The organism is Streptomyces sp. NPDC091377 (assembly GCF_044757045.1).
Taxonomy (GTDB): domain Bacteria; phylum Actinomycetota; class Actinomycetes; order Streptomycetales; family Streptomycetaceae; genus Streptomyces.
The window spans coordinates 298,364-320,451 of record NZ_JBIVUE010000003.1; the positions used below are offsets into that span (position 1 = coordinate 298,364).

Below are 22,088 nucleotides of genomic sequence, written 5' to 3' on the forward strand. Positions count from 1 at the left end.
AGGGACTCCCGTGGCGTGAGGGAATCCTGTGACGTGAGCGACCTCAGCGCGGTGAGCGGCTTCAGCGAGGGGAGGGACTTCAGCGAGACGAAGGACTTCGCGGGGCTGACGGCCCTGGTGACCGGCGGAGCCTCCGGTATCGGCCGGGCCACCGCCGACCTCCTCGCCCGGCGCGGCGCCCGCGTCGCCGTCCTCGATCTCGACCCGTCGAGCGTGCCGCAACCCCTGCTCGCCCGGCGCGCCGACGTCGCCGACGACGCCTCCGTACGGTCCGCGGTCGCGGCGGCCGTCGCCGACCTCGGCGGCCTCGACGTGCTCGTCAACAACGCCGGGATCGGCGCCCGGGGCACCGTCGAGGACAACGACGACGCCGAGTGGCACCGGGTCATGGACGTCAACATCCTCGGTGTCGTCCGCACCACCCGCGCCTGTCTGCCCCATCTGCGCGCCTCCGCCCACGCGGCGATCGTCAACACCTGCTCCATCGTCGCCACCGCCGGACTGCCCCAACGTGCCCTGTACAGCGCCACCAAGGGCGCCGTGTACTCCCTCACCCTCGCCATGGCCGCCGACCACGTCCGCGAAGGCATCCGCGTCAACTGCGTCAACCCCGGCACCGTCGACACCCCCTGGATCGGCCGGCTGCTCAGCGCCGCCCCCGACCCGCCGGCCGAACGCGCCGCCCTGGAGGCCCGCCAGCCCACCGGACGCCTCGTCTCCGCCGCCGAGGCCGCGGGCGCCATCGTCTACCTCGCGAGCCCCCTGTCCGGCGCCACCACCGGCACCGCCCTCGCCGTCGACGGCGGCATGCAGGGCCTACGGCTGCGCCCGGCCACCTCATGACGGCCCGCGCCACCCTCGCCCTCGGCACCGCGCCCCTCGGCAACCTCTTCACCCCGATCACCGACGAGCAGGCCCACGCCACCGTCACCGCCGCCTGGCACCAGGGCATCCGCGCCTTCGACACCGCCCCCCACTACGGCCTCGGCCTGGCCGAACGCCGGCTCGGCACCGCCCTGCGCGCGCATCCCCGCGACACCTTCACCCTCTCCACCAAGGTGGGCCGCCGCCTCGAACCGGCCGACGGCACCGACGGCACCCCCGCCGCCGGCCTCGACCACGGCTTCGCCGTCCCCGCCACCCACCGCCGCGTCTGGGACTTCACGGCCGACGGTGTCCGCCGCACCCTGGAGTCCAGCCTCGAACGCCTCGGCCTGGACCGCGTCGACACCGTCTACCTCCACGACGCCGACGACCACGCCGAGCAGGCGTTCCGCGAGGGCTACCCGGCCCTGGAGAAGCTGCGCTCCGAGGGCGTCGTCGGCGCGATCGGCGCCGGGATGAACCAGTCGGCCATGCTCACCCGCTTCGTCCGGGACACCGACATCGACGTGGTGCTGTGCGCGGGCCGCTACACCCTGCTCGACCAGAGCGCCCTCACCGATCTCCTCCCCGCCGCCCTCGAACACGGCGTCGACGTCGTGATCGGCGGCGCCTTCAACTCCGGACTGCTGGCCGACCCGAGACCCGGCAGCACCTACGACTACGCCCCCGCCCCCCTCGCCCTGCTCGACCGCGCCCTGCGCCTCAAGGCCGCCGCCGAACGCCACGGCACCACCCTGCGCGCCGCCGCCCTCGCCTTCTGCGCCGCCCACCCGGCCGTGACCGGCGTCCTCGTCGGCGCCCGCTCCGCAGCCGAGGCCGAGGACTGCGCCGAGCAGTTCCGGACCACCGTCCCCGCGTCCTTCTGGCGGGAACTGCGCCGCGAGGGCCTGCTCACCGCCGCCCTCCCGGAGGCCCCGTCATGAGCGTCGCCCCGCACGTCGAGCCCGTCGGAGGGAAGCTGCCATGACCGTCGACGCCCACCACCATGTGTGGGACCTGTCCGTCCGGGACCAGGACTGGATCACCGGTCCCGGACTGGCGCCCCTGCGGCGGGACTTCGCCGTCACCGACCTGGCGCCCGAGGCGCTCGCCGCCGGGACCGACCGCACGGTCCTGGTCCAGACGGTCACCGTGGCCGAGGAGACCCCCGAATTCCTCGCCCTCGCCGCCGGGCACGAGCTGATCGCGGGCGTCGTCGGCTGGACCGACCTCACCGCCCCCGGCGTCGCCGACGAACTGGCCCGGCTCACCGCCCTGCCCGGCGGCGCCCACCTCAAGGGCATCCGCCACCAGGTCCAGGCCGAGCCCGACCCGCGCTGGCTGCTGCGCCCGGACGTGCACCGGGGACTGTCCGCCGTCGCCCACGCCGGGCTCGTCTACGACCTGCTCGTGCTGCCGCACCAACTGCCGGCCGCCGCACGGGCCGCCGCCGACCACCCCGGCCTCACCTTCGTCCTCGACCACCTCGGCAAACCCCCCATCGCCTCCGGCGCCCTCGAACCCTGGGCGACGGCGGTCCGGATCCTCGCCGCGCGACCCAACACCGTCTGCAAGCTCTCCGGCATGGTCACCGAGGCCGACCTCCGCTCCTGGACCGTCGCCGATCTGCGGCCCTACGCCGAGGTCGTCCTGGACGCCTTCGGCCCCGACCGGCTGATGTTCGGCTCCGACTGGCCGGTGTGCACCCTGGCGGCACCGTACGGCCGTGTCGTGTCGGCGGCCGAGGAACTGACGGCGGGACTGAGCCGGGCCGAGCGCGCCCAGATCTTCGAGACCACCGCGAGCCGCGTCTACCGGCTGTGACGGGGCGGTGCCGACCGGGTCGGCGGCAGAAACTCCCGTACGTACGTCCGCTCCCAGCACGCGCCCGTCTCCCGCAGCTCACGCCAGGTGGTGTACCGGTACCGGAACAGCCGGGCGCGCACGAAGCGGGGCGGCTCGTCGGGCGGGAACGGGGAGCGGCGCAGCAGCCTGAGGGTGTCGGGGTCGTTGTCCAGCAGCCGCTCCACGAGGCCGCCGAACCACGGCGCCGCATAGCCCGGCGACAGCGCGGCGAACCACATCAGCCAGTCCAGACGCAGGTGGTAGGGGGCGAACTGGCGTGGCCAGCGCCGCGGATCACCCGGCTTGCCCTTGAACTCGTACTCCCGCCAGCGCGCGTCCGCGTCCGGCGCGGGATCGGCCGTACCCTCGATCACCACCTCGTACCGCACCCGGCTGACACTGCCGAACGCGCCGTAGGTGTTGACCAGGTGGAGCGGGTCGAAGGAGCGGTTCATCACCTGGCGCCGGGAGACCATGTTCACCACCGGCCGGTAGCTGAGGAACACCAGCAGCGCGGCCACGGCGAGCACCACCACCACGTACCACAGGGGTGTGCCGGGGACGGTCGTGGGCGCCTCCGACGGGAAGCGGATCGCGGACAGCGCCAGCACGACGGTGATCCAGTTCAGCCAGGAGAAGTTGCCGGAGAGCACCAGCCACAGCTGGGTGACCACCATCAGCGCGGCGGCGACCGACGCGATCGGCTGCGGGGTGAACAGCAGGACGGGGACGACGAGTTGGGTGAGGTGGTTGGCCGCCGCCTCGGCCCGGTGCAGCGGCTTGGGGAGGTGGTGGAAGAACCAGCTCAGCGGGCCGGGCATCGGCTGGGTCTGGTGATGGTGGTAGAGACAGGTCAGGTCGCGCCAGCAGGAGTCGCCGCGCAGCTTGATCAGCCCGGCGCCGAACTCGACCCGGAACAGGATCCAGCGCAGCAGGAACAGCACGACCACGGGCGGGCCCACCTCGTCGTTGCCGAGGAACACCGCGAGGAAACCCACCTCCAGGAGCAGTGACTCCCAGCCGAACGCGTACCAGGTCTGGCCCACGTTCACGATCGACAGATACATCAGCCATGGCGCCAGCCACAGCAGCATCCCCGCCCACAGCGGGAGCAGCGAGTCCGCGCCCGCCAGCAGCGCGACCGACACCACCGCCCCCGACCAGGCCCAGAGCGCGAAGAACCGGTCGGAGTAGTGCAGGTGGAACACGCTCGGCGCCGCCCGGAACGGCACCCGCTCCGTGAACCGGGGCACCGGCAGCATCCCCCGCTCCCCGATCAGCGCGCGGAACTGGAGCGCGGCGGTCAGGAACGCGACCAGATAGACCCCGGCCAGCGCCCGCTGGAAGACCAGCCGGCTCAGCCCGTACTCGGATGCGGTGAACCAGTCCACGGCCGTGTGCTCCTCCTCTTCCTCTTCATCCCGCTCTCCTTCCGCTTTCCTTTCGCTTTCCTTCCGCGACGGGTCATCCTGCCGTCTGTCACGGTGCGTGCCCGTCGGCTCCACTTGCGTAACCCAGGAGAGTGAAGCAGACAATAGTGACGAACTGCCCCGACCGACCCGGGAGAACCCGGTGACCGGGTGACCCGGGTGACCCGATGGACCGGGTGCCCCGGTGACCCGGTGACCGGATGGACCGGACGACGTGGAGAACGTGGTGCCCATGGACGGCGGACCCATATCCAACGGCGGATCTCCGTCGAGCCGACGGACGACGGCTCCGAGGCGGGTGCGCGGCGGGATCCTCGCCGTCTGCGCCCTCGCGGCGGCACTCGTCGCCGCCGGTTGCGCGGGCGGCGACGGTCGACGGGCCGCGGCGGAGGGCGGCGCCCTGCTCCTCGAACCGGCCGGCACTCCCGGACGCGACCCCTTCACCGTCTCCACGGCGAGAGCCGGGGGCACCCCCGAGCCGCTCACCCGAATGCCGCGGTCGGCGCGGTCGTCGGAGCCGCCGCGGTCCTCCCGGACGGCCTCCGCACAGGCCACGGCGGCACTCAGCGGACTGCGCACCCTCTCCGGCGGCACCCCCGGCCTGTACGGCGGCGTCCAGCGGGTGGGCAGTTGCGACGTGGAGCGGCAGATCGGCCATCTGACCGGCGATCCCGCGATGAACCGCGCCTTCGCCGAGGTCGCGGGCGTCGCGCCGGCCGGGGTACCGGACCATCTGCGCGCGCTGACCCCGGTGGTGCTGCGCGCGGACACCCGGGTCACCAACCACGGATACCGCGACGGCCGGGTCTCCGGCTACCAGTCCGTCCTCCAGACCGGGACACCGGTCCTGGTCGACGACCGGGGCGTGCCCCGGCTCCGCTGCGACTGCGGCAACCCGCTCACCCCGCCGGTCGCCGCCCGCGACACCCGGGCCACCAGCGGCGAGCAGTGGTCCGGCTACCGGCCCGCCCGGGTGGTCGTCGTACGACCGGCGCCCCGGGCCATCACCCATGTCACGATCATCAACTCGCTCAGCGACACCTGGATCGAACGGCGGATCGGGACGGACGTCCGGCACGACAAGCTCGTGTCGCCTCCCCGGCGGGCACCGGAGCGGACGGAGCCGGGCGGCGAGCTGAACGTCTCGGACGGCCGAGGGGACGGCCACGAGGACGGCCAGGGGGAGGGCCGAGGGGACGGCCAGGGGGAGGGCCGAGGGGACGGACACGGCCACGGCCTCGAAGAACCGGGCCTCGCCGGTCACGAGGTCCCGGGCGGCCCCTCCACCGAGGATCTCTTCGGCGAGGGCTTCCCTGACCCCTTCGCCGAGGATCCGGCGGAGCCCTCCGGCGAGGGCGAGGCCCTGGCCGAGGACCCCTTTGCCCTCAGCGACGAGATCGGCCCCGAATTCGTCCCCGAACTGCCCGACCCCATCGACGGCGCGGGTCTCATTCCGGACGCCCCGGCCACCCCCGAAGTCCCCGAGGCCCCCGACCCGCAGGAGGACCCGGAGGCGTACCCGGAAACGGACGACGGCACGGACGCGGGGACCGACACCGAAACGGACGCGGGGACGGACGACGGGACAGACCCCGAGACCGCCCCGGAACCGGACGCGCACCCCGATCCCTCGCCCCCGGCCTTCGCGGGCTGATCCCCCCCTTACCGCCCCTCAGCGCCCCTCACCGCCGCCCACCTCCCCTCACCGCCCTGGCGGAACCCGTCCCCGGTCAAGTCGAAGAATCGGCCGGATCCTGGCAAGGTGGCCCCATGGCTGAGCGGGGAGCGAGCGCCCTGTCACTCCCGGACGACTGGCCGGCCCACCCGGACCCGATCCTGGCGCTCAATCGCATGGGAAGCTTCGACTGGGACCTGGACACCGGTCTCTTCCACATGGACGCGCAGGCGCTGGAGATCTTCGACTTCCGCCCCGAGGAGTACGACGGCCGCGCCGCATCCCTCGCTCTGCGGATCCCCCAGGACGAGAGCCGGCGCATCGACGCGCTGGTCTCCCGGTCCATCAAGGAGGGCAGCGAGAACTACAGCGCCTACTTCCGCATCCGCCGCCGCGACGGCACCCTGCGCTGGACCCACACCCACGGCTACATCCGCCGGGACGACATCGGACGGCCCAACCGGATCGTCGGCATCGTCCGGGACGCCACCGAGGAACTGCAGCAGGTGGCGGACGGGGAGGCCCGCGCCGCCCACGACGACGCCCGCCGCCGGCAGATCAACGTCGTCCAGGTCACCACCGCGGCCCTCGCCCACGCCCGCACCGTCCAGGACGTGATCGACGTCCTCAAGGACACCGAGGGCATCTCCCATCTGGGCGCCACCAGTCTGGTCATGGGCCTGGTCGAGGCCGGCCGCATCCGGCTGATCGCCGAAGGGCCCGAGGGCAGCTTCGTCCCCGGCACCCGCGTCACCCGTATCGACGAGCCGTACCCGATGAGCGAGGTCGTCCGGACGCTCAGCCCGCGCTTCATCGAGTCGGCGCAGGAATTCGCCGCCGGATACCCCGTCCTGTGGCCGCACCTCACCGGGCTGGACATCACGGCCGCCGCCTACCTCCCGCTGATCGTGCAGGCCCGGCCGATCGGCGCGATGGGCCTGCTGTACAGCGACCGGAACGGCTTCACCGACGAGGAGCGCGGCATCCTCGTCGCCCTGGGCAGCAGCATCGCCCAGAGCCTGCAACGGGCGATGTTCTACGAGCAGGAGAAGGACATCGCCGAGGGCCTCCAGCAGGCCATGCTGCCGCGCACCATCCCCAGCGTGCCCGGCGCCGACGTGGCCGTACGCTACCGGGCCGCCGCGATCGGCGGCGCCAAGGGCCGCGACATCGGCGGCGACTGGTACGACCTGATCCCGCTGCCCGGCGACCGCGTCGGCGCGGTGATCGGTGACGTCCAGGGCCATGACACCCATGCCGCAGCGGTCATGGGCCAGTTGCGGATCGTGCTGCGCGCCTACGCCGCCGAGGGCCACCCCCCGGCCACCGTCATGGCCCGTGCCTCGGTCTTCCTGCACGAACTGGACACCGACCGCTTCGCGACCTGTCTGTACGCGGAGGTCGACCTGGTCACCGGGGTGGTGCAGGTGGTGCGGGCCGGCCATATCGACCCGCTGCTGCGGGCCCCCGACGGCGGGTGCCGCCGGATGCCGGTCGAGGGCGGGCTGCCGCTCGGTCTGTCGGCGGAGTTCGGCAGCCTGGACTACCCGGTCGGCACCCTCGAACTGGATCCCGGGCACACCCTGCTGCTGTGCACCGACGGTCTGGTGGAGCAGCCCGGGGTCGACCTGGACGACGGGATGCGGACGCTCGCCGCGCTGGTCACGGACGGCCCCCAGGATGTGCGCGAGCTGGCCGATGTGCTGATCGACGAGGCGGACGAGCGCGGCGGCGACGACGATGTGGCGCTGCTGGTGCTGCGCCGCCGGGGGCTGGACGCCCCGCAGTCCGGCGGCCGGCTCCAGCAGCAGGTGGCGCCCGGCGACCCCGAGGCGCTGGCCGAGGCCCGGCATCTGATCCGGGCGGCGGTGCGGGCCTGGGGCGCGGCGGACCGGGCGGACGAGGTGGAACTGGTCGCCGACGAGCTGATCACCAACGCGCTGATGCACACCGAGGGCGCGGCGATCGTCACCCTGCGGGTGCTGGGCGCGGCCGACCGCCGGCTGCGCGTCGAGGTCGAGGACTCCTCCAGCGCCCTGCCGCGCCGCCGCGAGGCCGGGGTCGCGGGGGTGTCGGGCCGGGGGCTGATGCTGGTCGATCTACTGGCGGACGGGTGGGGCGTGGAGGCCCGGGGCGGCGGCAAGTGCGTCTGGTGCGAGTTCGACGTGCCGGTGCGCCGGCCGTGACGCCCGGTGCCGGGCCGCGCTCCGGTGACCCCGGTGGCACCCTGGACGTATGCCGGAACTCCCCGAGGTAGAGGCGCTCAAGGACTTCCTCACCGAACACCTGGTCGGCCATGAGATCGTCCGTGTGCTGCCGGTCGCCATCAGTGTGCTGAAGACGTACGACCCCCCGCTCTCCGCCGTCGAGGGCCATGAGGTCACGGCGGTGCACCGGCACGGCAAGTTCCTGGACCTGGAGACGGACGGCGGCGGCCCGCGGCTCGTGACCCATCTGGCCCGGGCCGGCTGGCTGCACTGGAAGGACCGGCTCCCCGACGGCCCGCCCAAGCCGGGCAAGGGCCCGCTCGCCCTGCGGGTCGCGCTGGAGACGGGGGCGGGGTTCGACCTGACCGAGGCCGGTACGCAGAAACGGCTCGCGGTGTACGTCGTACGGGACCCGGACGAGGTGCCCGGCATCGCCCGGCTCGGCCCCGACCCGCTCGCGGACGGCTTCGACGAGGCCCGCTTCGCCGCCCTGCTGGCGGGCGAACGGCGCCAACTCAAGGGCGCCCTGCGCGACCAGAGCCTGATCGCCGGGGTCGGCAACGCCTACAGCGACGAGATCCTGCACGCCGCCAGGATGTCCCCCTTCAAGCTGGCCGCGTCCCTGACCCCCGAGGAGACCGCGACGCTCTACGCCGCGCTGCGCGACACCCTCACCGAGGCGGTGGAACGCTCCCGGGGTGTGGCGGCCGGCCGGCTCAAGGCCGAGAAGAAGAGCGGGCTGCGGGTGCACGGCCGGACCGGGCAGCCCTGTCCGGTGTGCGGCGACACCGTCCGCGAGGTCTCCTTCAGCGACTCCTCGCTCCAGTACTGCCCGACCTGCCAGACCGGCGGCAAGCCGCTCGCCGACCGCAGGATGTCCCGGCTGCTGAAGTGAGCGGTGCCCTGCCCGAAGTCCCGAGGGGCATCCGGGCGCCGGGCGGGCGCGCTCAGTCGCCGGGCAGGCTCACCAGCGTCACCCCGGCCGAGGAACGCACCTCGTAGCGCACGATCTCGTCCGGGTGCAGCGCGGCGCCGCCCCGCATGGTGTGCGACCCGGCGTCGCGGCGGGGCGTGGTCCAGTTGGTCACCGTCTCCTCGGCGCCGTCCCGGCCGATCGCGACCAGCCGGCAGGGGCGCGGACCCGACCCGTCCCGCACCTTCAGCTCGACCTCGCTGCCCCACACCTCGCCCTCGGCGGTGACCTGCGCCCACACCCCGGAGCGGCGGTCGGTCGCCTCCGTGCGGACCGTCCCCGCGCCGCCACCCCCGGGCAGGGCAAGGGCGGGCCCGGCCACCGCGAGGACCACCGCCACGGCGACCGCGTACCCCATCCGCCGCCGCGCGACCCGGCGCCGGGCGTGGACCTCGCCCAGCAGCCGGTCCAGCAGCCGGGGTCCGGGCCCGGCCAGTGGGTGCACGCGGCGCGGGGTGGCCCGCCGGTAGAGCATCAGCTGACGGGAGACCGGTCCGAACTCGGTGACCCGCTTCGCGCACGGGGGGCATTCCATGAGGTGGTCCTCGAAGCGGAACGACTCCGCCTCGTCCAGCACGCCCAGCGCGTACGCGGCGACATCGCGATGCCGTTCCAGGGACCTCATGCGCATCCTCGTGCCTCGGGGTGGGGGTGCAGTCACTGCGTGCACCCCCCGGTACGCACCGCGACGCCGAATCACTCAAGGCCGGAGGGAGAATCGTGGCGCGGGTGAGGCCCTGGACGACAGGTGACGCCCTAGAAGAGATGGATCGCGAGATGGCCCAGCGGCAGCCCGAGCTGCCAGGCCGGGGTCCACACCTTCGGGCCCTCGTCCTCGCCGACCGCCGCACCGCCCCCCGGCCCCGGCACGGCGTTCAGGTCGGGTGCGAGCAGTTCGGTCTCCTGGAGCCAGCGCCACGCCGACTCGGCGAGTGCCAGATCGGGTGCCGGGCCCGCCGACTCGGCCGCCTCGGCGCCGAGTTGGTCGATCCGCTCGCGCACCCACTCCTGCCAGGGCTGGTCGTAGGCGGTCAGGGAGAGCCAGGTCTCCAGCTGGGTGACGACCCGGATGCCGGACAGCTCGCCGTCGGTGTCCGAGAGGAACACGGTCAGCGCGAGGGCGTCCCGACCGGCCCGGAACTCGAACGACGTCGGCGGCATGAGATCACCCGTCCGCAGCAGTTCGTCGGCGATGTACTCGGCATACAACCAGGCCATGGGGACGGTGAGTTCTCCGCCGTCGGTGCCGTCCGTGCCCTGTTGACCTCTGTGCAGCATCCCTTCCTGCCTTCCTCCGGTGCGTGCGCGTCGCCCACGTCCAGCCGGGCCGGTCGTGCACCCGGCCCCCCTCGACCGGAACACGGATGAGGACAGCGGATTACTCAACCGGGGTGCTCAGCAAGGCACTTTGCGAAGGTTTGACTCGGCAGTCGGTTTCAGTGCTGGTCAGTCGCGTATCCCGGAAGCACCCGGCGCAGGGCGCGCAGCGCGTAGTACGCGCGCGACTTCACGGTACCGGGCGGGATGCCGAGCACGGCGGCGGCCTCCGCCACACTCGCCCCGCGGAAGTACACCAGCACCAGGACGTCCCGGTGCTCGGGCGTGAGTGTCTTCACAGCCTCGCGCACATCGACCGCGGCGGCCGACCGTTCGGCGTGATCGGGAATGATCCGCGCGTTCTCCAGCACGGCGTCACCGACCTCGGTCGGCCGGGCCTGCCGGGCGCGACGGGCGTCGATGGCGAGCCGTCGGCCGACGGTCAGCAGCCAGGGCCGTACGGAGTCGAAGGCGTCGGCGCGCAGCGCCTCGGGGTGCTGCCAGGCGCGCACCAGGGTCTCCTGGACGAGGTCCTCGGCCCGTTGCCGGTCCCCGTCGCTGAGCCGGAGCAGCAGTGCGAAGAGGGGCCGGCCGTGCTCCCGCTGGAGGGCGGCCAGCTCGTGCTCGGCGGTCGTCCCGTGGGTCCCGTCGATGAGGAAGGTTCCGGCCGTCATGGCCGTATGCCACCGCAGCGGGCCGGGTCCGCCCAGAGCGCGGACACCGCCGTGCGGCGGACGGTCGAACGCGTCGGCGAACGGTGCGACGAACGGTTCCGACGCCCCGTCGCCGCGCGGTGAGCGGCCCGCGCGTCCGCTCGCGCACACCGGACGGGTTAACGCGGGCACCGGGGCAGTTTGGGGGAGCGGTCACCTTCGTACCTATTTGTATGAAAATAGTCCCACAGTGAGGTGAGCAGAGATGATCGCACGGAGACAGCAGGTGGCCCTCGCCCTCACCGTCGTCCTCGCCGCGGGCGCCGCCTGCCAGGCCGAGCGCCGGGATCCGGCCGGACATCCCGCGCCCTCGGGCGACGGGGACCGCGGCTTCACCCTCGTCGCCTCCGGTGACGTCCTCCCGCACGACTCCGTCATCCAGCGGGCCCTCTACGACGGGGGCGGCGCGGGCTACGACTTCGCCCCCATCTTCGCCGACATCGAACCGGTCGCCGCCCGCGCCGATGTGGCGCTCTGTCACATGGAGACCGTCTACGGCGAGAACGGCGTCTATACCGGCTACCCCTCCTTCAAATCCCCGCCCGAGGTCGCCCAGGGCCTCGCCGCGACCGGCTACGACGGCTGCTCCACCGCCTCCAACCACAGCCTGGACGACGGGGCCGCCGGGATCGGCCGCACCCTGGACGCCCTGGACCGCGCCGGGGTCCGGCACAGCGGCTCCGCCCGCACCGAGGCCGAGGCCGCCACCGTCACCCGCTACGACGCGGGCACCGCCGCGGTCGCCCATCTCGCCTACACCTTCGGCACCAACGGACTGCCGCTCCCGGCCGGACAGCCCTGGGCGGTCAACCTCACCGACCAGGACCGGATCGTCGCCGACGCCCGCGCCGCCCGCAAGGCCGGAGCCGACGTGGTGGTGGTCTCCGTGCACTGGGGCACCGAATGGCAGGACGAGCCCGACCAGAACCAGCTCACCCTCGCCGACCGGCTCACCAGGTCCCGCACCGGGGACCGCCCCGACATCGATCTGATCCTCGGCACCCACGCCCATGTCCCCCAGGCGTACCAGAAGGTCAACGGCACCTGGGTGGTCTACGGCATGGGCGACCAGGTGGCGGGCGAGATGTTCAACCCGCAGGGCGCCTTCGACCCGCGCGGCAACCAGTCCACCCTCGGCCGCTTCACCTTCGCCCCGCCCGCCCGGACGGGTGGCCGCTGGGAGGTCACCCGGGCGGAGTTCATCCCCCAGCTCTACGACATCGACGCCGGCCGGGTCGTCAACGTCAACCGCGCGATCGAGCAGGGCGCCGAACTGTCCGCCGTACGCGACCGGATCCAGGAGGTGGTCCTCAGCCGCGGCGCCGAGCAGGACGGGCTGAAGATGGGGGAGTAGCCGCCCACCGGACGGACCCCGGGGTCAGTCCACGTCCACCTGGTCGAAGACCCGGAGCACCTCACCCAGCACCCGCGCACAGGTCGCCACATCGGCCTCCGTCAGATCACCGCCCACCTCCCGCATCAGCAGGTCCTCCCGCGCGAGGACGGCGGTGATCACCGACCGGCCCCCGTCCGTCAGCCGGATCAGCGAGGACCGCCGGTGCGCGGGGTTGGCGACCGCCTCCACCAGCCCGCGGGCCGCCGCCTCGTTGACCATCCGCTGCACGTACTGCCTGCTGATCGCCTGCGCCCGGCCCATCTGCGGCACGGTCAGCGGACCGCCCCGGTGCAGCAGATCGAGCACCGCCCGCACCCCGACCGACAGCCCCTCGACCGGCTCGGACTGCTCGACCTTGCGTTGCACCCGCCGGTACAGCGGCCCGACCAGGTCGAAGACCTCCCGCAGCCGGGGACCGAGGGCGTCCGGGGGGAGCGGGACGTCGATGTCGTTCACCCGCCCATCATGACACCCCGGTTGCCACACCGACCCCTACGGAACCACTGTCACCGGCCACCGCCCGGCCTTCACCAACCGCACCGCCACCGACCCCACGATCCGGTGTCCCGCCTGCTCCGACGCCCCCACCACCACCGCGTCGGCCTTCAGTTCGTCGGCCGCCTTGACCAGCCCCCCGTACGCGTCCCCCCGGAAGGTGTGGAACTCCCACCGCAGATCGAATATCCCCCGCACCCGCTCCGTCGCCTCCCGGATCTGCGCCACCAGATCCTCGGCGATCTCCTCGGTCGTGTCCGCGACCGGCGCCCCCAGCGCCGCCCCCGCCGCCACCATCGGCTGCACGTACACCAGCGCCAGCAGCGCGCCCTGGCGCCGGGCCAGCCCCGCGCCGTACGCCGCCGCCCGCAGCGAGGAGTCGGAGCCGTCGAGGCCCACGACGATGACCTTCGGCCCGTCCGTGCCCCGCTCGAAGCCCTCGAACCGTCTCGATTCCTGTTCCGTCACGAGCGCAGGCTATCCGACCCCCCCCGCCCCGGCAGCCGCCCGTGCCACCGTGGAATGCGCAGGTCCAGCCGTCGGACGCGGCCGACGCGCGCACCGGGCGCGACCTTCCTAGAGTCGGAGTCATGAGCACCACCGAGTCCGCCACCGGCAGCGCGGCACGGGAACCCGGACGCCCGCCCGGCAGCCCCCTCCTCGGCAAGGTGCCCGAGTCCTTCGCCGTCTTCTTCGGCGCGCTCGGCCTGCTCTGCGCGCTCCTCGCCCTGATCCCGGCCCTGCGCCTGGCACTGCGCCCGGTCGTGCACGCGCTGGACACGGTGATCGTCCCGGTCAGCGCCAACCTCGCCTACGCCGTCTTCCTCTTCCTGCTCGCCGGCGCCACCGCCGCCCGCAAGAAGGTCGCCTGGTGGCTGGTGGTCGTCTACCTCGGCCTGCTCGTCCTGGTCGACGCCCTCGGAGTCGCCCTCGGCCTCTACACCGACTCCCTGCCCTCGCTGATCGTCTGCGGCCTCGCCCTCATCCTGCTGATCGTCGCCCGCGACGAGTTCTACGCCGCCTCCCGCCGCGGCGCGGTGTGGCGGGCGCTCGCCGTCCTGGCCGCCGGACTCGCCGTCGCCATCCTGGCGGGCTGGGCGCTGGTGGAACTCTTCCCGGGCACCCTGCCGCGCAGCCAGCGGCTGGCCTGGGCGGCGGACCGGGTGTGCGGCGGACTGGTCACCGGCGGCGCCTTCGACGGCCACCCGCCCCGCGCCCTGGCCTTCCTGCTCGGCCTGTTCGGCGCGCTGGCCCTGCTCAACGCCGCCGCGGCCCTGTTCCGCTCCCAGCGCATGGAAGCCGCCCTGCACGGCGACGAGGAGACCCGGATCCGCGCCCTGCTCGCCCTCTACGGCGCCCAGGACTCCCTCGGCTACTTCGCCACCCGCCGGGACAAGGCCGTCGTCTTCTCACCCAGCGGCAAAGCCGCCGTCACCTACCGCGTCGAAGCCGGGGTCTGCCTCGCCAGCGGCGACCCCGTCGGCGACCCCGAGGCATGGCCGCACGCCATCGCCGCCTGGCTGGACCGCGCCCGCCGGCACGCCTGGGCCCCCGCAGTGATGGGCGCCTCCGAGGAGGGCGCGACGGCGTTCGGCCGCGCCGGGCTCGGCGCCCTCCAACTCGGCGACGAGGCCATCGTGCACGTGGCCGCCTTCGACCTCGACGGCCGGGACATGCGCGTCGCCCGCCAGGCCGTCCACCGGGTGCGCCGCACCGGCGCCACCTCCCGCATCCGCCGCCACCGCGCGCTCGGCGAGGAGGAGATGCGCACCGTCGTCGCCCGGGCCGACGCCTGGCGCGGCACCGAGTCCGAACGCGGCTTCTCCATGGCCCTGGACCGGCTCGGCGACCCCGCCGACGGCGACTGCCTCCTCGTGGAGGCACTCGGCGCGGACGGCGCACCGCTGGCCCTGCTCTCCTTCGTGCCCTGGGGCGAGGACGGCGTCTCCCTGGACCTGATGCGCCGGGACCGCGCCGCGCCCAACGGCGTCATGGAGTTCATGGTCGCCGAGCTGTGCGCCGTCGCCCCGAGGCTGGGCATCCGCCGCGTCTCCCTCAACTTCGCGGTATTCCGCTCGGTCTTCGAGGAGGGCGCCCGCATCGGCGCCGGCCCCGTGCTGCGGCTGTGGCGCCGACTGCTGCTGTTCTTCTCCCGCTGGTGGCAGCTCGAAGCCCTCTACCGCTCCAACGCCAAATACCGCCCCGAGTGGTACCCGCGCTTCATCTGCTGGGGCGAGGCCGCCTCCCTCGCCCGGATCGGCCTGGCCTCCGGCATCGCCGAGGGCTTCGTCCCCGTACCGTCGCTGCGCACCCGATGGGGCCGCACCCGATGGGGCCGCACCCGATGGGGCCGCGCCCGCCCCCAGCAGGGACAGCGGCCCCCCGCCACCGCCGGCCCACCCCCGCCGCCACGGCTCGACCGCGGCGCCCCGGCACCGGCCGACCCCCTGGCCGGCCTGCCCGAACAGGTCCGCCTGCGCCACCGCACCCTGGCACGGCTCCGCGCCGAAGGCACCGACCCCTACCCGGTCGGCACCCCGCCCCGCACCCACACCCTCGCCGCCCTGCCCGCCCACGGACCGGTGACCGTCGCGGGCCGCGTCATCCGCGTCCGCGACTTCGGCGGCATCCTCTTCCTCACCCTGCGCGACTGGTCCGGCGACCACCAGCTCGCCCTCACCCGCGCGGAGACCGGCCAGGCCCTCGCCCGCTTCCGCGCCGACACCGACATCGGCGACCACATCACCGCCACCGGGCACGCCGGCACCAGCGACCGCGGCGAGCCGACCGTCTTCGTCACCTCCTGGTGGCTCAGCGGCAAATGCCTGCGCCCGCTGCCCGACAAACGCCGGGGCCTGACCGACCCCGAGACCAAGGTCCGCATGCGCTATCTGGACCTGGCCGCCGACCCCGGCGCCCGCGAGATCGTCCGCGCCCGCTCCACCGCCGTACAGGCCCTGCGCCAAGGGCTGCTCGACCGCGGCTTCCTGGAGGTCGAGACCCCGATGCTCCAGCAGATCCACGGCGGCGCCAACGCCCGCCCCTTCACCACCCACATCAACGCCTACAACCTCGATCTCCACCTCCGCATCGCCCCCGAGCTGTACCTCAAACGGCTGTGCGTCGGCGGCCTGGAGAAGGTCTTCGAACTGGGCCGCACCTTCCGCAACGAAGGCGTCAGCCACACACACAACCCCGAGTTCACCCTGCTGGAGGCGTACCAGGCGTACACCGACTACGACGTGATGCTCGACCTCACCCGCGAACTGATCCAGGGCGCCGCCACCGCCGCCCTCGGCCGCCCGGTCGCCCGCAAGGACGGCCGGGAGCACGACATCTCCGGGCCCTGGCCGGTCAAGACGGTCTACGGCGCCGTCTCCGACGCCCTCGGGGAGGAGATCGACCCCGGCACCGCCCTGCCCGCCCTGCACCGGCTCTGCGACCGTGCCCAGGTGCCGTACCGCCCCGACGACGGCCACGGGGACGTCGTGCTGGAGCTGTACGAGCGGCTGGTGGAGGAGCGCACCGGGCCGCCCACCTTCTACAAGGACTTCCCCACCGACGTCTCCCCGCTCACCCGCCAGCACCGCACCGACCCCCGGCTCGCCGAGCGCTGGGACCTCGTCGCCTTCGGCACCGAACTCGGCACCGCCTACTCCGAGCTGACCGACCCCGTCGAGCAGCGCCGCCGGCTCACCGCCCAGTCCCTGCGCGCCGCGGGCGGCGACCCCGAGGCCATGGAACTGGACGAGGACTTCCTCGACGCCCTGGAGTACGCCATGCCGCCCACCGGCGGCCTCGGGATCGGCGTCGACCGCGTCGTCATGTTCCTCACCGGGCTGACGATCCGCGAGACCCTCCCCTTCCCGCTGGTCCGCCGCCGCTGACCCCCTCCCGGGGGCGGTGCCGGCTGCCGCCGTACGGGCGTGAACCGCTGCGCCGCGCGGGTGTTTTCCCACCGCCGCACCGGTGTCGCGGCGGTGCGGCGGGGCCGCCCCGGGCGACCCATGAGTCATGACGAAGGATCACTTCCTCACCCGGCGCCGGGCCTTGCTGGGCGGCGCCGCCACGGCCGCCGCGGCCGTCGCCGCCGGCGCGGCGGGCCTGATCGGCGCGGGCTCCGGCGGCGCGCCCGCACGGACCGCCGTGGGCGCCCCCGGCCCGCCGGTCCGGCGCCCCATGAAACCGTCCGCCTACCGCCTCCAGCCGCTCACCGGCCACGGCGCCCCGCGCGCCGCCCCCGGCCGCCTCCCGGTCCGCACCGAACCGCTGCTCAGCGTCGCCGTCCCCGGCCGCTCCATGGTGCTCACCTTCGACGACGGCCCCGACCCCGCCTACACCCCCGACATCCTCGACACCCTCGCCGCCTACGACGTGCCCGCCATGTTCTTCGTGTGCGGCGAGATGGCCGCCGAGCACCCCGGACTGCTGGAGCGCATGGCCGACGAGGGCCATGTCGTCGCCAACCACACCTGGTCCCACCCCCTGCTCACCCAGCTCGGCCGGGGCCGTATCCACAGCGAGATGGAACGGACCTGCGAGACCATCGAGCAGGGCTGCGGGGAGTGGCCGCGCTGGTTCCGCGCCCCCTACGGCGCCTGGAACCGGGCCGCCTTCCAGCTCGGCGCCGAACTCGGCATGGAGCCGCTGGCCTGGACGGTCGACACCCTCGACTGGACCGAGCCCGGCGCGGGCACCATCGTCGCCCGCGTCCACGAGGGCGCCGGACCCGGCGTCGTGGTCCTCTCGCACGACGCCGGCGGCGACCGCTCACAGAGCGTCGTGGCCCTGCGGGACTATCTGCCGCAGCTGCTCGACTCCGGGTACCACATCACCGTGCCCCGCCGGAAGCACGTCTGAGCGGCGGCCCGCCCGGCCGGGGTCCGTTCAGCGGACCTCGACCAGGCGGGCGAAGGCGACGACATTCCCGTCGTAACCGTTCTGCTTCGAGAAACCCCCGCCGCAGGTGATGACCCGCAATTCGGCGCCGCCTTTCGCGGCGTAGACCCGGTCGCCGGGGAAATTGTTCTTCTCGAAGACCTCGATGCCATAGATCTCGAACACCGCGGTCTTTCCGTCCTCGCGCGCCACCTCCACATGATGCCCCTGCTTCAGCGCGCCGAGCCCGTAGAACACCGCCGGGCCCCGGCTGTTGTCGACATGCCCGACGACGACGGCGGTGCCCTTCTCGCCGGGGGAGACGGCACCGGTGAACCACCCGGCCAGATTCGGGTCCTCGGGCGGCGGCGCGTCCACCCAGCCCGCCGCGTCCAGGCCGACCGCCATCATCGGCGCGTCCACCTGGATCGCCGGGATCCGCACCCGCTCCGGCAGCGCGTACGGCAGCGGCGACACCGCCTTGCCGAAGGTGGTGCCCGGTGCGGTACGGGTGTCGGCCGCGGCGGACGCGGGCTGTGGCGGGCCCACGTCGAACTCCCCGGAACCGTTGCGGATGAGTGCGAGACCGGTCAGCAGCACCAGCGCTATCACGCCCCAGGGGGCGCGCTTCTTACGCCGCTCCTCTTCTTCCGCAAGCTCGGCCGGCTCGGAAGCAGACATGGGCCATCCCCTCTCGACGCGGCCGTCGCCACGTCAGTCGCGCATGGGAAAACGCTAAAGGCGGAGAAGGAATGCGGCACGGGGACAGATGCGAACGGGTGGCCCCGCGCCTTGACCGTGCGCCATCCGAGTCGGCCGGGGCAGGAATTTTCTGACGGTCCGTGACCTGCGGCAATATCCATTCGCACGGTTTTCCCCGGGCGTGTTGCCTCACCAGGACGGACCATCGCCGAAATGCGGTCGCGCGCGGGGCATCTGAGGGTCTGTCTGGGAGGCGCTTTCTCGCTCACAGACCGGGGACGGGTCCCGGGGCGTCTTCCGCGGAGGATCACATGCGTACTGCCAGAACCCTGGCGGCCTCGGTCGCCTTGGTCGCCGCCGCGGGGTTCGCCGCCCCCGCGGCCGTCGCCTGGGAGAACCCGGGCCAGGGGAACACCGATCTGGGACAGGCCAGCCACCACCTCGGCGCGGGCGGCAACAACGACCCCGGCCTGGGCGACCGCAACATCGGCCAGGGCAACGACCAGAACTTCGGTCAGGGCAACAACAACCACGACGGTGGCCGCGGGGGCGGCAACCCCAGCAACATCCTCGCGGTGCCCCACGTGATCGCCCGCGGCGGTCAGCTCACCATCACCGTCGACGGCTGCCGCAACGGCGGCACCGCCACCTCCCACGCGTTCCGCCCCACGACGCTCACCCCGCTCAGAGGCGCGCTCGACACGTCCAGGGGCCACGCCAGCGTCCACCACGACGCCCGGCCCGGCTCCTTCGACATCTCCGTCAACTGCGACGGCCGCCACCTGACCCGTCCGGCCGCCTTCACCGTCATCGGCGGGGTCCGCGGCGGCATCGGCGGCAGCAGCTCCAGCGGTGCCACGCCCACCGACATGGCCATCGGCGGCGGACTGGTCGCCGCGGCCCTCGTCGGCGGCGGGGTGTTCTGGATGCGGCGCCGCGCCGAGAAGCAGATCTGACGCCCGCCGGTCTCCCCGCGGGACCGGCGGCACCCTTCGCGAGACGCACGCGCACAGGGCTTCGCCCCGGTCCCCTCAGGGACACCGGGGCGAAGCCCTGCACGGCGGCGGCGCGGACGCCGGTGCGTCCGGGGTGGCGCCGGTCAGCCGCCCTCCTGCTCGGAGCGGCGGCGTGAGAAGTGGTACGCGGCCCCGACCGAGCCGACGATCAGCGCGAGACCGAACCCGATCTCCTTGAGATCGAACCCGGCGAGGCTGCCACCCTCACCGGCGTGCACACCGCGCTGCGGGTACTCGGAGTCGTAGGAGCCGGAGGAATCGTAGGAGTCCCGGGAGTCGTACGAGGATTCATGGTGCCCGGAGGCGATGGTGAGCGAGGCGTTCCGCCAGGAGTTCCCGCAGCGGAACGACACCTCGTACACCGCCCCCTTCTTCGCGTCCCGGTCGACCGTGGCGGTCGCGGTGCCCTCCAGACGGTGGAGGGTGACATCGTCGAAGACCCCGGAGGAGATACGCACCTCGCGTTCGCAGCCCTCGGCCCGCAGCGTGACCCGGCCCCCGGCGGCGACGGTCGACGGGGCGACCGAGACCCGCAGCCGGGACTCCTCCTCGCCCCGGGCCTGTGCGGCGGGAGCGGCGAGGGTCAGGGCACTGACGGCCACCAGGGCGGCCGAGCCGACGCGTATCGCGCTCATGGTCACATCCTCCGGGTCCCCGAGGAGCAGCCGCGGACCGGTTCCGCCGACGCCAGAAATGCACCTCGATGAGCGAAACGCTAGAAAGGTCCGCACGGACGCGCGAACCCAGTCGCGCGAATGGGGCATCGGTGTGGGCCGCTCAGGGGACCCGGTTCGTACAGGTGGGGGACGGCGACTCAGCCCGTGATTCCCGGGAACAGGTCCAGGAACGGATCGGCGGAGGCCGTGACCCCCCTGCTGTACGGGGCGTCGAAGTCCCAGATCAGAAAGAGGAGGAAGGCGATCAGCGCCGCGAACAGCCCGGCGAGGACGAGTTCGCGGAACGTTCGCCGGATCTGGAGCGCCAGCACCATGCCGAGGGTGATGACGGCCCCGGCGATCAGCCCGAACCACACCACGCCCGGCATCGTCGCCCCCAGCGAGTCCGCACGGGAGGCACGGGCCTGGTCGGCGGCGGTCACCTGGTCGAGGAGCGGCTGGTACGCCTGGGCCTCGAAGTCGTCGGCGGGCTCGTAGTCGGTGACGTCGACGCGGATCCGGTCCATGAGTTCGGTGCCGCGCCGGGTGATCTTCCCTTCGTCGGCCATCGTCTTCCACTCCGTGGTGACGACGTGTCCGACATAGGCGTTGACATCGTCGCGGATCCGGTCGCGGGCCTCCTCGGGATAGACCCGCACCCGCTCCGAGATCTCGTGCAGCGCCTGCGCCTCCGCGCGCACCTGGTCCTCGGCGACGCTCCTGGCCTCCCAGACACCCGCGATGGCCAGACCCAGGACGATCGCGTACACGACACCGATCCACATCGTCATGTACTCGATGACGTCCGGTGTCTCGGACGGGTCCTCGTCGGCGGAGGCGGCGCGGTGGCGGACGACGGTGATCAGGACCACCACACCACAGGCGGCCACCATCGCGAGGGTGAGAACAAGCCATTCCGGCAAGACAAGCCTCCAGGGTCAGCGGGGCCGCAGCGCGGCGACGGCGATCACCGCTGGCGCGGTGATGAGCAGGACGAAGGTGACCGGCGACTGCCTCTGATGCAGGACCCGCTGATGGGTCGAGGGCCGGTACGGCGGATAACTCACCGGCGTGACGGAGGCCCGCGGGCTGGGCGTGGGGGTCGGCCCCGGGGTCCGCGCCGGCGAGGGCGCCGGCGAGGCCGCCGGCGGCGGTGGCGGCGGGGGAGCGGGCCGCGCGGGCACCCTCTCGGGCGAGGGAGCCGGCGGCTCCGGCGCGGGGGTGGGCGTGGGCCGCGGCGTCGGCGTGGGAGAGGGCGTAGGGGTGGGCGTGGGCGTAGGAGACGGTGTGGGCGTGGGCGTGGGCGTGGGTGTAGGTGTCGGCGTGGGTGTGGGAGTCGGTGTCGGGGTGGGGGTCGGCTTGGGCGGGCACGGCGGCAGGGTGGGCCAGGTTTTCTCGGCTGTCCCGGCTGTCCCGGCTGTCCCGGCTGTCCCGGTCGTCCCGCTCCCGGCGACCGCCACCGCCTGGGTGCCGCCCGGCCCCGTCGAGGCCCAGGCGCACGAGTGGGCGGTGGCCGTACCGGCGGGGGCGCCCGCCAGCGCCCAGGCCAGCGCGAGTACGCCCAACGCCCTTGAGGCGACGGCGGATCGGGTCCGTGAGGGTCCATGCACGTCGCAGATCATGAGCGACCGCCCCTCCCGCCACGCCCGGGTACCGGTGGATTGCCCCGAACGGGGGATGTTGAGGCCCATGAGGTTTAGACCCGCGCCCCCCGGGTCGCGCAGGGCGGTGCGCCCCTGAGCCCTGGCCCGCCGCCGTGAGCCCCGGGTCTCCCATCTCCGGAGCCCCGGGCCTCTCGTCTCCCTGAGACTTGCGCCCCGCCGGGCTTGCGCCCCGCCGGGCTTGCGCCCCGCCGGGCTTGCGCCCCGCCGGGCTTGCGCCCCGCCGGGCTTGCGCCCCGCCGGGCTTGCGCCCCGCCGGG

20 protein-coding genes are annotated in these 22,088 nt (G+C 73.5%); 10 read left to right on the top strand and 10 right to left on the bottom strand.

Features of this window, described 5'->3' with window-relative positions:
• The first annotated feature begins 33 nt into the window (after positions 1 to 33).
• From ACIQNG_RS09050 to ACIQNG_RS09060, 3 genes are read left to right on the top strand one after another with little or no spacing between them, the layout of a single operon-like run.
• Positions 34 to 843 carry an SDR family NAD(P)-dependent oxidoreductase gene (locus ACIQNG_RS09050; RefSeq protein WP_401483458.1) on the top strand — a complete coding sequence of 270 codons (810 nt, stop codon included), beginning with the start codon at positions 34 to 36 and terminating at the stop codon, positions 841 to 843.
• Positions 840 to 1,808 carry an aldo/keto reductase gene (locus ACIQNG_RS09055; RefSeq protein WP_401483460.1) on the top strand — a complete coding sequence of 323 codons (969 nt, stop codon included), beginning with the start codon at positions 840 to 842 and terminating at the stop codon, positions 1,806 to 1,808. Before ACIQNG_RS09050 ends, ACIQNG_RS09055 begins: the two co-directional genes overlap by 4 nt.
• Positions 1,809 to 1,848: 40 nt before the next feature.
• Positions 1,849 to 2,688, top strand: coding sequence for an amidohydrolase family protein (locus tag ACIQNG_RS09060; protein ID WP_401424240.1), 840 nt, complete (start codon positions 1,849 to 1,851; stop codon positions 2,686 to 2,688).
• Here the strand turns inward: ACIQNG_RS09060 and ACIQNG_RS09065 are convergent.
• Positions 2,676 to 4,100: a lipase maturation factor family protein gene (locus ACIQNG_RS09065; protein ID WP_401483462.1), complete on the bottom strand. Its 1,425-nt coding sequence runs from the start codon at positions 4,098 to 4,100 to the stop codon at positions 2,676 to 2,678. The genes ACIQNG_RS09060 and ACIQNG_RS09065 overlap by 13 nt on opposite strands.
• A gap of 271 nt (positions 4,101 to 4,371) precedes the next feature.
• On the opposite strand from ACIQNG_RS09065, the gene ACIQNG_RS09070 reads away from it, so the two are divergent.
• The 3 genes from ACIQNG_RS09070 to ACIQNG_RS09080 all read left to right on the top strand — a co-directional run bounded on the left by ACIQNG_RS09070 (position 4,372) and on the right by ACIQNG_RS09080 (position 8,916).
• A complete protein-coding gene (locus ACIQNG_RS09070) occupies positions 4,372 to 5,793 on the top strand; it encodes a DUF6777 domain-containing protein (RefSeq protein ID WP_401483464.1) in 1,422 nt (473 codons plus the stop codon).
• A gap of 116 nt (positions 5,794 to 5,909) precedes the next feature.
• Positions 5,910 to 8,000 (top strand): SpoIIE family protein phosphatase, encoded by a 2,091-nt coding sequence (locus ACIQNG_RS09075; RefSeq protein WP_401483466.1) that lies wholly within the window; start codon positions 5,910 to 5,912, stop codon positions 7,998 to 8,000.
• A 49-nt stretch (positions 8,001 to 8,049) separates the two neighbouring features.
• A complete protein-coding gene (locus tag ACIQNG_RS09080) occupies positions 8,050 to 8,916 on the top strand; it encodes an Fpg/Nei family DNA glycosylase (protein ID WP_401424236.1) in 867 nt (288 codons plus the stop codon).
• A gap of 52 nt (positions 8,917 to 8,968) precedes the next feature.
• Here the strand turns inward: ACIQNG_RS09080 and ACIQNG_RS09085 are convergent, their stop codons facing one another.
• The 3 genes from ACIQNG_RS09085 to ACIQNG_RS09095 all read right to left on the bottom strand — a co-directional run bounded on the left by ACIQNG_RS09085 (position 8,969) and on the right by ACIQNG_RS09095 (position 10,985).
• Positions 8,969 to 9,619 (bottom strand): zf-HC2 domain-containing protein, encoded by a 651-nt coding sequence (locus ACIQNG_RS09085; RefSeq protein WP_401424235.1) that lies wholly within the window; start codon positions 9,617 to 9,619, stop codon positions 8,969 to 8,971.
• 131 nt (positions 9,620 to 9,750) lie between these two features.
• Entirely contained in the window at positions 9,751 to 10,272 is a 522-nt protein-coding gene (locus ACIQNG_RS09090) for a hypothetical protein (RefSeq protein ID WP_401483468.1), read from the bottom strand.
• A gap of 158 nt (positions 10,273 to 10,430) precedes the next feature.
• Positions 10,431 to 10,985: a sigma-70 family RNA polymerase sigma factor gene (locus tag ACIQNG_RS09095; RefSeq protein WP_401425113.1), complete on the bottom strand. Its 555-nt coding sequence runs from the start codon at positions 10,983 to 10,985 to the stop codon at positions 10,431 to 10,433.
• A 244-nt stretch (positions 10,986 to 11,229) separates the two neighbouring features.
• Here ACIQNG_RS09095 and ACIQNG_RS09100 point away from each other — a divergent pair, with 244 nt between their 5' ends.
• Positions 11,230 to 12,378: a CapA family protein gene (locus tag ACIQNG_RS09100; protein ID WP_401483470.1), complete on the top strand. Its 1,149-nt coding sequence runs from the start codon at positions 11,230 to 11,232 to the stop codon at positions 12,376 to 12,378.
• 24 nt (positions 12,379 to 12,402) lie between these two features.
• Here ACIQNG_RS09100 and ACIQNG_RS09105 read toward each other — a convergent pair whose 3' ends face one another.
• Both ACIQNG_RS09105 and ACIQNG_RS09110 read right to left on the bottom strand, forming a co-directional pair.
• Entirely contained in the window at positions 12,403 to 12,876 is a 474-nt protein-coding gene (locus ACIQNG_RS09105; RefSeq protein ID WP_401483472.1) for a MarR family winged helix-turn-helix transcriptional regulator, read from the bottom strand.
• Between the two features lie 36 nt (positions 12,877 to 12,912).
• Positions 12,913 to 13,383 (bottom strand): universal stress protein, encoded by a 471-nt coding sequence (locus ACIQNG_RS09110; protein ID WP_401483474.1) that lies wholly within the window; start codon positions 13,381 to 13,383, stop codon positions 12,913 to 12,915.
• Positions 13,384 to 13,505: 122 nt separating this feature from the next.
• Here ACIQNG_RS09110 and lysX point away from each other — a divergent pair, with 122 nt between their 5' ends.
• Positions 13,506 to 16,802 carry a bifunctional lysylphosphatidylglycerol synthetase/lysine--tRNA ligase LysX gene (gene lysX / locus ACIQNG_RS09115; RefSeq protein WP_401483476.1) on the top strand — a complete coding sequence of 1,099 codons (3,297 nt, stop codon included), beginning with the start codon at positions 13,506 to 13,508 and terminating at the stop codon, positions 16,800 to 16,802.
• 127 nt (positions 16,803 to 16,929) lie between these two features.
• Positions 16,930 to 17,775 (top strand): polysaccharide deacetylase family protein, encoded by an 846-nt coding sequence (locus tag ACIQNG_RS09120; protein WP_401483478.1) that lies wholly within the window; start codon positions 16,930 to 16,932, stop codon positions 17,773 to 17,775.
• A 27-nt stretch (positions 17,776 to 17,802) separates the two neighbouring features.
• Here ACIQNG_RS09120 and ACIQNG_RS09125 read toward each other — a convergent pair whose 3' ends face one another.
• Complete coding sequence (locus tag ACIQNG_RS09125) at positions 17,803 to 18,474, bottom strand: class F sortase (RefSeq protein ID WP_401424228.1); 672 nt, start codon at positions 18,472 to 18,474, stop codon at positions 17,803 to 17,805.
• A 506-nt stretch (positions 18,475 to 18,980) separates the two neighbouring features.
• Here ACIQNG_RS09125 and ACIQNG_RS09130 point away from each other — a divergent pair.
• The gene (locus ACIQNG_RS09130; protein WP_401425111.1) at positions 18,981 to 19,451 is read left to right on the top strand and encodes a hypothetical protein; all 471 of its coding nucleotides are present in this window, start codon (positions 18,981 to 18,983) and stop codon (positions 19,449 to 19,451) included.
• A gap of 143 nt (positions 19,452 to 19,594) precedes the next feature.
• Here ACIQNG_RS09130 and ACIQNG_RS09135 read toward each other — a convergent pair whose 3' ends face one another.
• The 3 genes from ACIQNG_RS09135 to ACIQNG_RS09145 form a co-directional block, all read right to left on the bottom strand.
• Complete coding sequence (locus tag ACIQNG_RS09135) at positions 19,595 to 20,146, bottom strand: hypothetical protein (protein ID WP_401483480.1); 552 nt, start codon at positions 20,144 to 20,146, stop codon at positions 19,595 to 19,597.
• Between the two features lie 179 nt (positions 20,147 to 20,325).
• Positions 20,326 to 21,090: a hypothetical protein gene (locus tag ACIQNG_RS09140; protein ID WP_401424226.1), complete on the bottom strand. Its 765-nt coding sequence runs from the start codon at positions 21,088 to 21,090 to the stop codon at positions 20,326 to 20,328.
• 15 nt (positions 21,091 to 21,105) lie between these two features.
• Entirely contained in the window at positions 21,106 to 21,234 is a 129-nt protein-coding gene (locus tag ACIQNG_RS09145) for a hypothetical protein (RefSeq protein WP_401424225.1), read from the bottom strand.
• Positions 21,235 to 22,088 lie beyond the last annotated feature (854 nt).